This is a genomic window from Streptomyces sp. NRRL F-5755, assembly GCF_001279365.1.
GTDB classification, from domain to species: domain Bacteria; phylum Actinomycetota; class Actinomycetes; order Streptomycetales; family Streptomycetaceae; genus Streptomyces; species Streptomyces rimosus.
This window is the reverse complement of the sequence record NZ_LGCW01000257.1, coordinates 12551-27465: the sequence shown is the minus strand read 5'-3', so window position 1 is coordinate 27465 and position 14915 is coordinate 12551. Positions and strand designations below refer to the sequence as shown.

Sequence of the window (14915 nt, the reverse complement as noted above, 5' to 3'; positions counted from 1 at the left end):
AGGGGTACGGCATGGGGCGGGGCGAACTATGGCAGTGACGCTGGCGGATGTCGCGGCGCGGGCGCGGGTCTCGACGGCGACCGTCTCGCGCGTACTGAACGGCAACTACCCGGTTGCCGAGAACACCCGCGCCCGGGTGCTGCGCGCTGTGGCGGACCTGGAATACGTGGTCAACGGCCCGGCAAGCGCGCTGGCCGCCGCCACTTCCGATCTGGTGGGCATCCTCGTCAACGACATCGCCGACCCGTTCTTCGGAATCATCGCCTCGGCCGTGCAGTCCGAGATGAGCACCACTACGGGGCAACACATCGACAGCGGGGCGCACCCCCGAACGAGTGACAGCGACTCACGTGGGCGCCCAAGCAGCGGCCCCGCGCTCGTACCGGTCGGCGAGAAACTGGCCGTGGTGTGCAATACCGGCGGCTCCCCGGAGCGTGAGCTGATGTATCTCACGCTGCTGCAGCGCCAACGCGCGGCCGCCGTCGTACTGACCGGCGGCGCGGTGGAGGACGCCGGTCACGCCGCCGCCGTAACCGCCGCACTGACGCGTCTCGCCGCTGCCGGCACCCGGGTGGTGCTGTGCGGCCGCCCGCCCCTGGGCCCGGAGGCCGATGCACGGGAGGGCAGAGCGGCCGCTGGGACACGTACCGACCTGGAGGCGCGCATTTTCCGGCGCGCCGCCCAGAAGGCCGGCCCAGCCCCCTCCCCCATCACCGTCGCTTTCGACAATCGCGGCGGCGCCCAGCGGCTCACCGAGCATCTGATCTCCCTCGGCCATCAGCGCATCGGCTACGTCGCCGGGCCCGTCGGCCGCACCACCACCCGCCACCGCCTGGAGGGCCACCGCGCCGCCCTCGCAGCGCACGACATCCCGGACCCGGCCCACCGCACCGTCCACGGCGCCTACGACCGCGCCGCAGGCTACGACGCCGCGCTGGAACTGCTGCGCCGCGACCCCGCCTTGACGGCCGTCATCGCGGCCAACGACACCGCAGCGCTCGGCGTGTGCGCCGCCCTGCGCGACCGCGGCCTGCGGATACCCGGCGACGTCTCCGTAGCGGGCTTCGACGACCTGCCGTTCAGCGCGGACGCCGCCCCGGCGCTCACCACCGTACGGCTGCCGCTCCAGGAAGCCGGTGCACGGGCCGGACGACTGGCGATGGGGTGCGAGACGCCACCGCCGGGAAAATTCGCCACGCTGAGCGCGGACTTGATGGTGCGCGAGTCGACCTCTCCCCCTACTCTTGCCCCAGTCAACCTTGACTGAGTCAACGGTAAGACGGGGAGCGCCATGACAGGGCGAGAGGTCCAGCAGGTCCGCAGCTTCAACCGCTTCTACACGAACCTCATAGGCGCCCTCGACTACGGCCGTCACCTCTACACCCCGTACACCCTCACCGAGGCCCGCGTCCTGTACGAGATCTCCCACGGTCATCGTGTGGACGCCGCTGACCTGCGGAGTTCGCTCTCCCTGGACGCGGGCTACCTCAGCCGGCTGCTCACCAGATTCGAGGAGGGCGGCCTGATCACCCGCGGCCCCTCCGAGCGGGACGGCCGACGGCAGCGCATCGTCCTTACCGAACACGGCCGCGCGACTGCGGATCTCCTGGAGGAGCGTTCCCGAGACTCGGCAGGGACGCTCCTGAAGCGCCTCCCCGGCCCTGACCGAACTCGACTGCTGGAATCGATGACGGCCATACGGGAACTGCTCGGTGATTCACCGGAGCACCCGGCCCCCGTGTTGCGACTCCGTGATCCCGAACCCGGCGACCTCGGTTGGATGGTGCAGCGCAACGCCGTCCTGTATGCGCGGGAGTACGGCTTCGACCTCAGTTACGAGGCGCTGGTGGCACGGATCGTCGCCGAGTACGCCGAGCGCTACGACCCGCTCTGGGACCGCACGTGGATCGCCGAGCTGGACGGCGAACGGGTCGGTGCGGTCATGTGCGTACGGGACGGGATCGAAGCAGCGCCCCGGGAGACCGGCGGAACGCCGCCGAGCACGGCACGCCTGCGGCTGCTCCTCGTCGAACCGGAGGCGCGCGGACGCGGCGTCGGCCAGGCCCTCGTCTCCGCCTGCGTCGGCTTCGCCCGCGAGACCGGGTACCGCGAGCTGGTGCTGTGGACGAACTCCGTACTGAGCGCGGCCCGCGTCCTGTACGAGCGGGCCGGCTTCGAGCTGACCGCGGAGAGGCCGCACCACAGTTTCGGTCGGGAGCTTGTCGGTCAGGACTGGCGTTTGCCGCTCTGATCTGTGTTCACATGGTTCTCATGAGCGATATGCGATATGCGTTCTCGACACTCGGAGTGCCCGGGATGCCGGTGGGCGAGGTCGTGCGGCTGGCGGCCGGCGCCGGATTCGGCGGGGTGGAGCTGCGGGCTCATCCCGAGGAACAGGTGCATCCACGCATCGGCCTGCGGGAACGGGCCACGGTGCGCGAACAGTTCGCCGAGGCCGGGGTGGAGATCCTCGCGGTGTCCGGATACGCGCGGGTTGCCGCGGCCCATGACGAACGCGGGGAGGAGGAGCTGGCGGCGGAGCTGACCGAGTTGGTCGTGCTGGCTTCGGACCTGGGTGCGCAGTTCGTTCGGGTGTTCCCCGGTGGTGGTGACCGCCCCACCGGCGAAGCCGACGCGGACGCGGCCCGGCACCTGGCCGCGGTCGCGCCGTTCGCGGCGGAGCGGGACGTACGCGTCCTCCTGGAGACGCACGACTCGCATCCCCGGGGCGCCGACGCGGCACGTGTACTGGGGCCTGTGGGCCACCGGAACATCGGTGCGCTGTGGGACGTGCTCCACCCGTGGCTCGCCGGTGAGGAGCCGGTCGACACATACGCCGGGCTCGCCCCGTATCTCGGCTTCGTGCAGGTCAAGGACGTCGCTTCCGCCGAGGACACCGCTCCTGTGCCGCTCGGTGCCGGGACGGTTCCGCTGGCCGACTGCATCGGTGCGCTCGCCCGTGCGCAGTGGGACGGCTGGTTGTGCTGGGAGTACGAGAAGCGCTGGTACCCACGAGCCGCCGAACTGCCCGCACTGCTCAGCGCGGGACGCGAGCACCTGGAGCGGCTGGTGGCTTCGGCAACCTCCTGAAAGCTTCCATTCAGAAGCATGCCTGGCGTATGCGGGGCTGCGAGGCGTTCAGGCGTACCCGAAGCCGTACGCTCCCCCGCCCCGCCCCGACGCGGCCGACGCCCTTTCCGAGGAGGGCCATGGCCGCCTCAAGAACACATCCCGCCCACATCCGTACCATTTCCCGTATTCGCGTCGAACCGGGGAACCCACCCGGGCCGCCGACCGTCAAAACGGTGTGCTGTGTGACCCCGCAGAGCGGTGTCGGCCTCGCTGCTGGCTGCGTTGCTGACCACCCTCTCCGCCGCCTGCGGCCGGCAGCACCCGCCACCGGTGCACCCCCCTCCAACGCGCCGGTGGCGGATCACTGCTCGGCGTGCGCCCGCATCCGTACCTGCTTCGCGCGTCGCCAGTTCCCCCGACTGGCAGAGCCGTTGAGCATTGACCGGCAATACTTTTCCGACTATCCGTGACTTCTTGGAAGTTTCCTTCACAGCGCCGGGGCAGCACTCGGCGAGGAGACCCTCCGGAAGGAGCGCAGATGCACTCCAGACGTACCGTCCTGACCACCGCCGCGGCCGCCGCCTGTGCCATGAGTACGGGCGGCGGCGTCGTTCACGCCGCCACCTCCGGCTCGCGCGCCACCGGTGCCGTCTCCCGTAACCGCGTGGCCCGGCTCATCTCGCGGATGAGCCTGGAGGAAAAAGTCGGGCAGCTCTTCGTGATGCGGGTCTACGGGCATTCCGCCACCGACCCCGACCCGGCCGACGCCGAGGCCAACCGCAAGGAGATGGGCGTCTCCAACGCCGCCGAGCTGATCGCCAAGTACCACCTCGGCGGCATCATCTATTTCGGCTGGGCGCACAACACCCGCGAGCCGCACCAGATCGCCGACCTCTCCAACGGCATCCAGAGGGCCGCCGCCGCACAGCGGGTCCCCGTGCCGTTGCTGATCTCCACCGACCAGGAGCACGGGATAGTGGCCCGGATCGGCGCGCCCGCCACGCTCTTCCCCGGCGCGATGGCACTGGGCGCGGGCCGCTCGCGCGAGGACGCCCGTACGGCCGGCCGGATCGCCGGCGAGGAGCTGTACGCGATGGGCGTCCGGCAGGACTACGCGCCGGTCGCCGACGTGAACGTCAACGCCGCGAACCCGGTGATCGGCGTACGGTCCTTCGGATCGGACCCGAAGGCGGTGGCGCGGATGGTCACCGCCCAGGTGCGGGGCTACCAGAGCGCGGGGGTCGCCGCGACGGCCAAGCATTTTCCCGGGCACGGTGACACCGACACCGACAGCCACGTCGGCCTGCCCACGATTCGCCACACGGCCGAGGAGTGGGAGCGGCTGGACGCCCCGCCGTTCCGGGCCGCCATCGAGGCCGACATCGATTCGATCATGACGGCGCACATCGTCGTCCCGGCCTTCGACCCGAGCGGCGACCCGGCCACGCTGTCCCACCCCATCCTCACCGGCATCCTGCGCGAACGTCTCGGCTACGACGGCGTGGTGGTGACCGACTCGCTCGGCATGGAGGGCGTACGGACCAAGTACGGCGACGACCGCGTGCCGGTGCTCGCGCTCAAGGCCGGCGTTGACCAGTTGCTCAATCCGCCCAACATCGCGGTCGCTTTCACCAGCGTGCTGAACGCGGTGCGGACCGGCGAGCTGACCGAGCACGCCATCGACGAAAAGCTGTTGCGCATTCTGCGGCTCAAGGAGCGGCGCGGACTGTTCGACGAGCCGTACACGACGCACCGCGCGGTGGACCGTGCGGTCGGTACGCGGCGGCACCTGGCCACGGCGGACCGGATCGCCGACCGCACCACAACACTGCTCGTCAACGAGGGCGGTCTGCTGCCTCTGTCCCGGCGGGCGCACCGGCGGCTGCTGGTGGTCGGCGCCGATCCGGCGTCGCCGTCGGGGACCGGCGGGCCGCCCACCAAGGTCCTTGCAGAAACCTTCGATCAACTGGGATACACGGCGACGGCGTTCTCCACCGGTACCGCGCCCACCCGCGAACAGATCGGCCAGGCGGTGGCGGCGCTGGAACAAGGGGACGCGGTGGTCGTGGCGACGTACAACGTCACGGCCACCTCGTCGCAGCGTGCCCTCGTCGATGCGCTGCTGGCCACCGGCAAACCGGTCGTGCAGCTGGCCGTCCGCAACCCGTACGACATCGCGCGCCTGCCGGGCGTACGGGCAGGTCTGGCCGCCTACTCGTGGACGGACGTGGAACTGCGGGCCGCTGCACGCGTGATCGCCGGCCGGCGCGATCCGGAGGGGAAGCTGCCGGTCCCGGTGATGCGAGCCGATGCGCCCGGCACGGTGCTCTACCCGGTCGGGTACGGCCTGTCGTATTGAGCGGGTGCACGGGGCGGGGCAGCGGCCGTACGGGGTTCCGGAGCGGCATCCCGTACGGCTCCCGCGCTTCCCTCGTACGGCCGGTGTACCGCCGGACCCGGAGCAGTTCGTACTGCGCGCCCCGTACCCCGTGCGCAATGAGTCCGTTACGCCTGGCGTGCTTCCGAATGCACGGGACACGCTGGTCCGTACGCACCGGGGGGACTCAGGGGGCCGCGATGCGCGGGTTCAAGCGGTACGGCGGCGGCGCGCTGGGCTGCGCGGTGGCGCTGCTGCTCACGGCGCTGCCCGCCTGTCAGCGCGAGGGCAGCGGCGCTGTTGCCGACAGGAACGGCGGCGCGCCGGCCTCGTCCCCTTCACCCGCCGCGACGTTCCTCGCCCGTGGCACGTGCAGCACTCGCGGACGCACCGTCTTCCATCAGGTGTCCTGCCGCAGCGAGAAGGCCGCGGCCCTGGTGCTGGCCCGTTACGACGGGCCGCAGGCGCAGGGGCCGCTGTGCCCGGAACGTACGGACTTCGTCCTGCACATCAGCGAGCACCGGCCGGCCTCCGACGAGAACGGCGACGGCGCGGTGCCCCAGGGGTACGCCTGCATGCGCAACCTGGAGGCGCCGCACCCCGGCGACCCGGGCGGGGGCGGCGGCCCGCGCACCATCGTCGGCGACTGCCTCAGCCGGCTGCGGCAGGGAGAGGTGAAAGAAACCGCTTGCGATGGAACGGGGGCCCGCCCGCCGCGGTACAAGGTGACGGCCGCGGTACGGGCCCGCGTTTCGTGTCCGGCCGACACCGAAATGTACGTACAACTAGGCGGCGGGGCACCGATCGGGTGCGCCCGCCGCCTGTAGTTCGTCCGGACCGAAGAAAAGCGCGGCTCCGCGGAGCAGCACCTCGCCGGTCCGGCACCGGCGGCCCTCACCGGGCCGCCGGTCAGCCGTTCCGCGTCACGGCCGCAGCAACTGCATCCGCGTGTCGTCCCGCTTGTCCAGCTTCTTGTCGAACGGCGCCTGCGGGGTGACCTTGGCGCCCGGCGCCACGTCGAGGCCCGCCCAGTCGAGCAGCCGCTCGGTCGCCTTCTTGCGGTCGGCCTCCCGCAGCTTCGCGATGTTCGAGCCGTGGTTGCCGCCCGGGACCTTGAAGACGTACGAGTCCTCAGAGCCGGAGCCCAGCCGGAACGGCTCGGAGCTCCACGGGTCCCACTCACCGTTCACGAACATCATGCGCTCGGCGTTGTGGCGCACCCACCGGTCGACGTCGCGCATCGCGTTCTTCTCGAACTTCATGGGGATGTTGCGCGGCACGAAGGTCCGGGAGTTGTTGATGCCCGGGTAGCGCAGCAGGTCCTTGAGGTGGTCGTACTTGTAGCCGGGCTCACCGAGCTGGGTACCCGCCTGGTAGTAATACGGCAGGTAGGTCTCAAGGCCCTGGTCGGTGTAGCTGTTGAAGCCGCCGACCTTGTCGATCCACTTCCACAGTTCGTCCGTGGTGGCGGTCTTCTTGGGCACCTCGGCGCAGGCGGTCGCGGCCGGCTGGTACTGCCAGAAGCCGAAGACCAGGTCCGTGACCAGAACCTCGTAGGCCTTGTCGACGTTGCCGACGACCTTGAAGGTCTGCTTGTTCTCCTTGGCCCACTGCGTGTAGCGCTTGACCATCTCGCCGCGGCGCAGCAGCGCCTCGCGCTCCAGCGTGGCGAGGTCCTTGCGGCACTGCGCGGTGCCGACGGTGCGGAAGAACCGGTCGTACGCCGAGTCCTCGTCGTTGTTCACGTCGTTCGGCGCGACGTAGGCGACCGTGCCGTCCATGTCGTCCGGGAAGAAGCGGCGGTAGTAGGTCGCGGTCATGCCGCCCTTGCTGCCGCCGGTGGCGATCCAGTTCTGGTCGTAGATCTTGTGCAGCGCCTTGAAGATGCGGTGCTGGTCGTTGGCCGCCTGCTGGATGTTCAGCTTCTTCCAGTCGGCGGGCTGGGGCCGCGACGGCGTGAAGAAACGGTACTCCATCGACACCTGGTTGCCGTCGATGATCTGCGTCGGCTCACTGCGCCGCACATCGGTGCTGACGTTGTAGCCGGAGGTGAAGAAGACCGTCGGCCGCTCGACGGACTTGTGCAGCAGGGTCAGCCGCTGCTGGAAGGTCCCCTTGGAGGGGTGCTGGTGATCGATCGGCTGGGTGTAGTTCAGGACGAAGAAGCGGTAGCCGTCGACCGGCTTCTCCTGGACGAGACTCATACCCGGGATCGCCAGGATCCGGTCCTTGATGTCGGTCGCCTTCGGCTTCGCGGCGGTGGCCGCCGTCGCCGACGCCGTACCGGCACTCGCCGTGCCTATGAGCACCGCGAGCGACAGCAGGCATCTGATGGCCTTGCGCATGCACCCTCCCCTTGGGATAGCAAAGGTCGGGGTGAACCTATCGGCGCGACAACGGTCCCACCAGCCCCCTTTATTCACAGGAGACCGACGGGACCGTCGTCGGAGCTTGCCGGCGCAGCGTCGTCACAGCGGCCGGCACATGTTCGGCGCGGGTTCAACGGCCTTTCGCCGTAAGGGCCGAGGCCCGTCGCGGAAGGCCGTCGTCCGGTCGCCACGGTGGTACGTCAGGCCGCCACCGACTCCTCCTCGCCCGTGAACGTCCGCCACAGTTCGGCATACCGGCCGCCGCGGGCCAGGAGTTGCGCGTGGGTACCGTCCTCGGCGACGCGGCCGTGGTCCAGGACCACGACCCGGTCGGCGCGGGCCGCGGTGGTCAGGCGGTGCGCGACGACGAGCGTCGTACGACGTCCGGACAGCCGGTCCGTGGCCTCGTTGACGGCGGACTCGGTGGCCAGGTCGAGCGCGGCGGTGGCCTCGTCGAGCAACAGGATGTCGGGGTCGACGAGTTCCGCGCGGGCGAGAGCGAGCAGCTGGCGCTGGCCGGCGGAGAGGTTGCGGCCGCGTTCGGCGACCTCGTGGAGGTATCCGCCGTCCAGCCCGGCGATCATGTCGTGCGCGCCGACCGCGCGGGCCGCGGCCTCCACCTCGGCGTCGGCGGCGTCCGGCCGCCCGTACGCGATGGCGTCGCGGACCGTACCGGCGAACAGGTAGGACTCCTGCGGTACGACGCCGAGGCGGTGCCGGTAGCCGGTGAGGTCCAGTTCGCGCAGGTCGGTGCTGTCGACGCGAACGGCGCCCGAGGTCGGGTCGTAGAACCGCGCCACTAGCTTGACCAGCGTGGACTTGCCCGCGCCGGTCTCGCCGACGAAGGCGACGGTCTGTCCGGCGGGGATGGTCAGGCTGATGCCGGAGAGCGCCGTGGCGTCGGAGCCGTCGAGGGCGCCGGTGCCTCGGGAGGCGGCCGGGTCGTCCGTACCGCCGCCGTACCGGAAGTGCACGTCGTCGAAGACGATCTCGCCCGCCAGCTCGCCCACCGGGCGCGGCCGCTCGGACTGGGGCGTGGTGGTCGGTTCGCGCAGCAGTTCCTGGATGCGGCCGAGCGAGACGGCGGCCTGCTGGTAGCCGTCGAAGACCTGCGAGAGCTGCTGTACGGGGGCGAAGAACAGATCGATGTAGAGGAGGTAGGCGACCAGCGCGCCCGCCGTGAGTGTGCCCTCGCCGACCCGTCCGGCGCCGACGATCAGGACGAGCGCGGCGGCGACGGAGGACAGCAGTTGGACGAACGGGAAGTAGACGGAGATCAGGAACTGGCCGCGGACCCGGGCCGCGCGGTAGGCGTGGCTGCGCTCCGCGAACCGGTCGGCGCCGCTGCGCTCGCGCCGGAACGCCTGCACGATGCGCAGTCCGGCGACGCTCTCCTGGAGGTCGCCGTTGACGACGCTGATGCGTTCACGGGCCAGTTCGTACGCCTTGACGCTCTGCTTGCGGAAGAAGTACGTGCCGATGATCAGCGGCGGGAGGGTGGCGAAGACGACCAGGGCCAGCTGGACGTCGATGACCAGGAGGGCGACGAGTATGCCGAAGAAGGTCAGTACGGACACGACGGCGGTGACCAGGCCGGTCTGCAGGAACGTGGACAGGGCGTCCACGTCCGTCGTCATCCGCGTCATGATCTTGCCGGTCAGCTCGCGCTCGTAGTAGTCGAGGCCGAGGCGCTGGAGCTGCGCGAAGATCTTGACGCGCAGCGAGTACAGGACGCGTTCGCCGGTACGGCCCGTCATACGGTTCGAGCCGACCTGGGCCGCCCACTGGGCGAGTACGACGAACAGGGCCAGCCCGGCGGCCGTCCAGACGCCGGCCAGTTGCGCGCGCCGTACGCCGTCGTCGATGCCGTGGCGGATGAGGACCGGAAGCAGCAGTCCGGCAACCGCGTCCACGGCGACCAGCGCGAGGGCGACGGCGAGCGGGCTGCCGAATCCGCGCAGGAGGCGCCGCAATCCGTAGGACTTCTCGGGGCGAGCGGCCCGTTCCTCGTCGATGTCGGGGGTGTCGGTCGCGGGCGGGAGCGCGGCGACCTGGGCGAGGAGTTCGGGGGTGGCGGGCATACCGGGGGCTGCGTCTGTGCCGGGGCCGGTGTCCTTTTCCTTGCCGGTGCGGTCCCACAGTTCGGGGGTGATGCCCTGCACGCGGTGGTCGGGGGTGGCGTTTTCGGGCGTGGCGCCCGCCGGGTCGCGGTCGGTGCCGCCCAGTTCCTCCGGGTCCGTCAGCAGCCGGCGGTACAGCTCGCAGCGTTCCTCCAGTTCCTCGCGCGTACCGATGTCGACCAGCCGGCCGCCGTCCAGGACGGCGACGCGGTCGGCGAGGGCGAGGGTGGAGGCGCGGTGCGCGATCAGCAGCGTCGTACGGCCCGCCATCACGCCGCGCAGCGCCTCGTGGATCTCGTGCTCGACCCGGGCGTCCACGGCGGAGGTCGCGTCGTCCAGGACCAGCAGCCGCGGGTCGGTGAGGATCGCGCGGGCCAGCGCGACCCGCTGGCGCTGTCCGCCGGACAGGGTCAGTCCCTGCTCGCCGACCTCGGTGCCGTACCCGTCCGGCAGGGCGGATATGAATCCGTCGGCCTGTGCGGCACGCGCGGCGATACGTATCTGCTCGTCGGTGGCGTCCGGCGTTCCGTAGGCGATGTTGTCGCGCAGGGAGTCGGAGAACAAGAAGCTGTTCTCCGGAACGAGGCCGATGGCCGCGCGCAGCGATTCCAGGGTCAGGTCGCGTACGTCGTGGCCGCCCACCAGGACGCGACCCGCGGTCGCGTCGTAGAAGCGCGGCAGCAGCAGCGAGACGGTGGACTTGCCGCTGCCGGACGTGCCGACGACGGCGACGGTCTCACCGGGCTCGATGCGCAGCGAGAAGTCCTCCAGGACGGGGCGGCCGTTGCCGTAGCCGAAGGAGACGTGCTCGAACTCGACCGTGGCGGGCGCGTCCGCGGGCAGTTCGCGCGCGTCGGGGCGTTCCTCGATGACCGGTTCGGTGTCGACCAGCTCGAAGACCCGCTCCACGCCGGCCCGTGCCTGCTGCCCGACGGTCAGCATCATCGCCAGCATCCGCACCGGCGCGACGAGCTGGGCGAGATAGGTGGAGAAGGCGACGAAGGTACCGAGGGTGATCTGTCCGTTGGTGGCCAGCCAGCCGCCGAGCGCCAGCATGGCGACCTGGCCGAGGGACGGGACGGCCTGGAGGGCGGGGGTGTAGCGGGCGTTGAGCCGTACGGTGCGGAGCCGGCCGGCGAAGAGGCGGCGACTGACCGTGCGCAGTTTGCCGGCCTCCTGCTCCTCCTGGCCGAAGCCCTTGACGACGCGGACGCCGGAGACGGCACCGTCGACGACGCCCGCGACGGCGGCGGCCTGTCCCTGCGCGTACCAGGTGGCGGGGTAGAGGCGGTTGCGGCTGCGCTGGGCGATGAACCACAGCGCGGGGGCGACGGCGAGCGCGACGACGGTGAGCAGCGGGGAGAGCACCACCATCACGACCAGGGAGATCGCAAAGAGCAGCACGTTCCCGATCATCATCGGCAGCATGAACAGCAGGCTCTGGATGAGCTGCAGGTCGCTGGTGGCGCGGCCGACGACCTGGCCGGTGCTCAGCTCGTCCTGCCGGTGCCCGTCCAGCCGCGCGATCGACCGGAACATCCGGGTACGCAGGTCGTGCTGGACGTCGAGGGCGAGCCGTCCGCCGTAGTAGCGGCGTACGTACGTCAGCCCGTAGACGGCGAGCGCGGCGACGACCAGCAGGGTCGCCCAGGGTGCGAGCGGCCGCTCATGGCTGACGATCACATCGTCGATGATCAGCTTCGGGATGAGCGGGACCAGGGCCATCACGCCCATCCCGGCGAGTGACGAGCCGAGCGCGAGCAGTACGTCCTTCCGGTACTGCCAGCACAGCCGCGTCAGCCGCCGCGCCCAGCCACCCTGTCTCGATGGTTCGGTCCCCGTCCCCGTCACGCACTGCCTCCCGCATCTCGTCGTTCACCAGGAGGCACCAACGCTGTGGGCAGCGGATTTCATCCCGCGGCAACATTGCGGGGCGCGTCGGCGGTGACGCACGGAGACGGCGGGGTCAGTGGCCGCCGGGGCGCACCGTCAGCTCGTAGAGGCGGGTGATCTGCTTCGGGCTCTCGTTGTCGTCGCTGACCAGGAGGAGGCGCAGCCGTCCGCCGGGTGCGCGGCCGGTGATCGTCATGCCTTCGATGTTGTCCAGCAGAGGGTTGGTCTGGGGCTGGTGGGCGGGGGCGCCCAGGGAGGGGCAAGCGCCGAGGTCGGCGAGGAGTTTCTTGGGAGCGGGGCGTACGGTCTTGCCGCCGGGCAGCTTCGGGACGCCGCTGACGTCTGCGGCGCGGCGCGGATCGGCGAGGTAGAGGCGCACGGTGTTGCCGACGCCGGCCGTGAAGCCGCGTTCCAGGACGAGCAGCCGCCCGTCCGAGAGAGCGGCGATTTCCGAGACGCCCAGTCCGGCGTCCACCGGGTACGCGTACTGCTTGCCGAGCCGGTACGCCGCGGGGCCGGGCCAGGCGCCGTACCGCTGCCAGGTCTGGAAGCGCAGCAGCGGGCGGCCCGCCGTGTCCTTGCCGTCGCCGGTGAGCTGGCCTTCCATGGCGGCGGTGAGCGTGCCGCCGCCGGGCCTGAGGGCGAGGCCCTCGAAGGTCTGGTTGCTCTGGGCCTGCCCGGCCGGTGCGACCCGTAGGGCGTCAGGAACGGGCAGGCGCCCGAGGAGCGTGCCGGAACGGTCGTAGCGCCGTACGGAAGGCTCGGTCTCGGACGAGACGAGGTAGGTGCCGCCCGGTTCGACGGCCAGGCCCTCGGCGTCGAGGACGGCGCCCTTCTCGTCGGTGATCCTGGCTGCCCGTACGGGCCGGTGGGTGCGGCCGTTCAGCCCGATCAGTACGGAACGGTCGGACACGGCGGCGATGGAGCCGTCGGTGTCGCGGGCGAGGGCGGAGAGGTTGCCGATGAAGGTGCCCTGGAAGGTGGTTTTGTCCAGGGCGTCGGAGTAGCGGTCGAGGGAGACGGACGGGGAGCAGGGGTGACGGCCGCCGCCCGTTCCCGGGCGATTTTCGCTTCCGCTCGCACGCGAATTGTCCGTACATTTCCCGTCGGTGCAGGACGCACTCGCGCGGACCGAGGCGGCGGACGTCCCCGCGCCGCCGGCCGCCCCGCCCGGCGCGGTGGACCGGGCCGAGTCCCGGGCGGTCGGGGCCGCCGGGTCCGATGCCGTCGGGGCCCCGTCGGCGCACGCCGTGATACAGCCGACGGCCAGCACTGCTGCGGTGATACGGACAACCGCGGAACGTACGCGCACGAGGGGCCCTCCCGTTTCGTCGACGCCCGGGGGCGAACGCCCCCGGGATGCGGGCAGGCCCCGACGCGGGCACGCCCCAGTGTCGACCCTTCCCCTCAGCGGCTCGCCGCGAGCACCCTCCGGACAATCGGTCCCGCCGCGTCGCCGCCGTGACCACCCTGCTGGACGACCGCGGCCGCCGCGGCGTCATTGCGGTAACCGAGGAACCAACTGTTGGCGTCGCCCTGGCCGTCGGCCTCCGCCGAACCGGTCTTGGCGCCGATGTCGCCGCCGAGTCCGGCCATCGCCCGCGCGCCGGTGCCGCTGACGGCCGTACGCCGCATCATGGCCCGGAGTTGGGCGGCGACCGAGGACGGCAGCGCCCGGCTCGCGTGGACGACCGGCCGGTCGTCCAGCTCGCGGGAGACGAGTACGGGCTGGGAGAAGTACCCGGCCTTGGCGGTGGCGGCGACGGACGCCATGTTCAGCGGGTTGGCCTGGACGCGGCCCTGGCCGATCAGGGCCGCCGGGGTGTCGGGGCCGTCGCTCTGCGGCACGCTGCCGTCGAACGTCGGTATCCCGACCTTCCAGTCCATGCCCAGCCCGAAGACCTCCTGCGCCTCACCGCTCAGGTCCGCGCCCGAGATCCGGTCGGCCAGGCCGATGAAGGCGGTGTTGCAGGAGCGCGCGAAACTGTCCGCGAACGTACCGCCGTTGATCTCGAACATGCCCTGGTTGTGGAAGGACCGTCCGCCCGCCGAGGCGTACTTCGGGCACTCCACACTCTTGTCCGCGGAGACCAGACCTTTCTCCATGAGCATCGCGGCGGTCACGACCTTCATCGTGGAACCGGGGGCCAGCCGCCCCTGGAACGCCGCGTTGAACTGGTCCGAGCGGTGGTTGGCGACCGCGAGGATGTCCCCGCTGCCCGGCTTGACCACGACGACCGACGCCTCGCGGTAGCCCTTGACCGCCGCCTCGGCGGCGCGCTGCACCTTCGCGTCAAGCGTCGTACGGAGCGTTCCGGGGCGGCCCTTGACGATGGTGTGCAGCGTCTTGCCCGGCTCGCCGCTCTCGTTGACGACGCGCACCTCGATGCCCTGGACGCCGCCGGCCTTCTCCCCGTAGCTCTCCCGGAGGGCGGGCAGGATGGCGCCGAGGGACGGCAGGTCGGTGCCGTCGAGTTCGGTGCCGTTGCGGTCGACCGCCTTGACGGGCGGCGCGCCGTCCGAACCGGTCCGCAGGCTCTGGCCGCGCCGCAGGTCGGGGTGGACCACGTTGGGCTGCCAGTCGACGAGGGCCTTGCCGGTGGTCTTGCCGCGTACGACGTGCAGCGTGGAGTCGTACTTCCAGGTCGCGTGTTTCGCGTCGTCGCCCTTGCCGACCGTCAGCTCGGCGGTGACGTGGTACGGCACCTTCGCGCCGTCGGTCTGCTGCCCGGCCTCGAACGTCACCTTCGAGACATGCGCTTCGTCGCGGAATCCGGTCAGGGCCTGGCGCGCGCCCTCGGCGTTGTCCGTGAGGAACGCGGCGGCATTCACGTCGCCCTTGCTCCAGGCCGCGAGGAAGTCGCGCGCCGTATCGCGTATCTCTTCCTCGGACGGGGGTCCGGTCTGTCTGGACGCGGTGGTACCGGCCGATGTCCCGGACGAGCCCTCGCCGGCGAACGCCTCGTAGACGTTGTAGGCACCCACGCCGACCAGGCCCACCACCGCGGCGGTCACCCCGCCGACCACACACTTCGCAGCCGTACGCACAGTCCCTCCCCAGGTCAGACACACCGTGCGTGTCCG

The 14915-nt window shown here is 71.0% G+C and carries 9 protein-coding genes; 5 read left to right on the top strand and 4 right to left on the bottom strand.

The window, feature by feature from the left end; translation table 11 throughout:
- Positions 1-28: 28 nt before the first annotated feature.
- The 5 genes from ADK86_RS20560 to ADK86_RS20540 all read left to right on the top strand — a co-directional run bounded on the left by ADK86_RS20560 (position 29) and on the right by ADK86_RS20540 (position 6276).
- Positions 29-1267 (top strand): LacI family DNA-binding transcriptional regulator, encoded by a 1239-nt coding sequence (locus ADK86_RS20560; protein ID WP_053697871.1) that lies wholly within the window; start codon positions 29-31, stop codon positions 1265-1267.
- Between the two features lie 24 nt (positions 1268-1291).
- Positions 1292-2251, top strand: coding sequence for a bifunctional helix-turn-helix transcriptional regulator/GNAT family N-acetyltransferase (locus ADK86_RS20555; protein WP_053697870.1), 960 nt, complete (start codon positions 1292-1294; stop codon positions 2249-2251).
- Between the two features lie 29 nt (positions 2252-2280).
- Positions 2281-3090, top strand: a complete 810-nt coding sequence (locus ADK86_RS20550) for a sugar phosphate isomerase/epimerase family protein (RefSeq protein WP_053697869.1) — start codon at positions 2281-2283, stop codon at positions 3088-3090.
- Positions 3091-3610: 520 nt separating this feature from the next.
- Positions 3611-5431, top strand: coding sequence for a glycoside hydrolase family 3 protein (locus tag ADK86_RS20545; RefSeq protein WP_053697868.1), 1821 nt, complete (start codon positions 3611-3613; stop codon positions 5429-5431).
- A 218-nt stretch (positions 5432-5649) separates the two neighbouring features.
- A complete protein-coding gene (locus ADK86_RS20540; protein ID WP_053697867.1) occupies positions 5650-6276 on the top strand; it encodes a hypothetical protein in 627 nt (208 codons plus the stop codon).
- 96 nt (positions 6277-6372) lie between these two features.
- Here the strand turns inward: ADK86_RS20540 and ADK86_RS20535 are convergent, their stop codons facing one another.
- From ADK86_RS20535 to ADK86_RS20520, 4 genes are all read right to left on the bottom strand, one after another.
- Positions 6373-7794 carry a S28 family serine protease gene (locus ADK86_RS20535; protein WP_053697866.1) on the bottom strand — a complete coding sequence of 474 codons (1422 nt, stop codon included), beginning with the start codon at positions 7792-7794 and terminating at the stop codon, positions 6373-6375.
- 224 nt (positions 7795-8018) lie between these two features.
- Positions 8019-11789 (bottom strand): ABC transporter ATP-binding protein, encoded by a 3771-nt coding sequence (locus ADK86_RS20530; RefSeq protein WP_053697865.1) that lies wholly within the window; start codon positions 11787-11789, stop codon positions 8019-8021.
- Positions 11790-11904: 115 nt separating this feature from the next.
- On the bottom strand, positions 11905-13143 hold the full coding sequence (locus ADK86_RS20525) for an esterase-like activity of phytase family protein (protein ID WP_053697864.1): 1239 nt from the start codon (positions 13141-13143) through the stop codon (positions 11905-11907).
- Between the two features lie 95 nt (positions 13144-13238).
- The gene (locus tag ADK86_RS20520) at positions 13239-14879 is read right to left on the bottom strand and encodes a penicillin-binding transpeptidase domain-containing protein (RefSeq protein WP_053697863.1); all 1641 of its coding nucleotides are present in this window, start codon (positions 14877-14879) and stop codon (positions 13239-13241) included.
- Between the last annotated feature and the right edge of the window lie 36 nt (positions 14880-14915).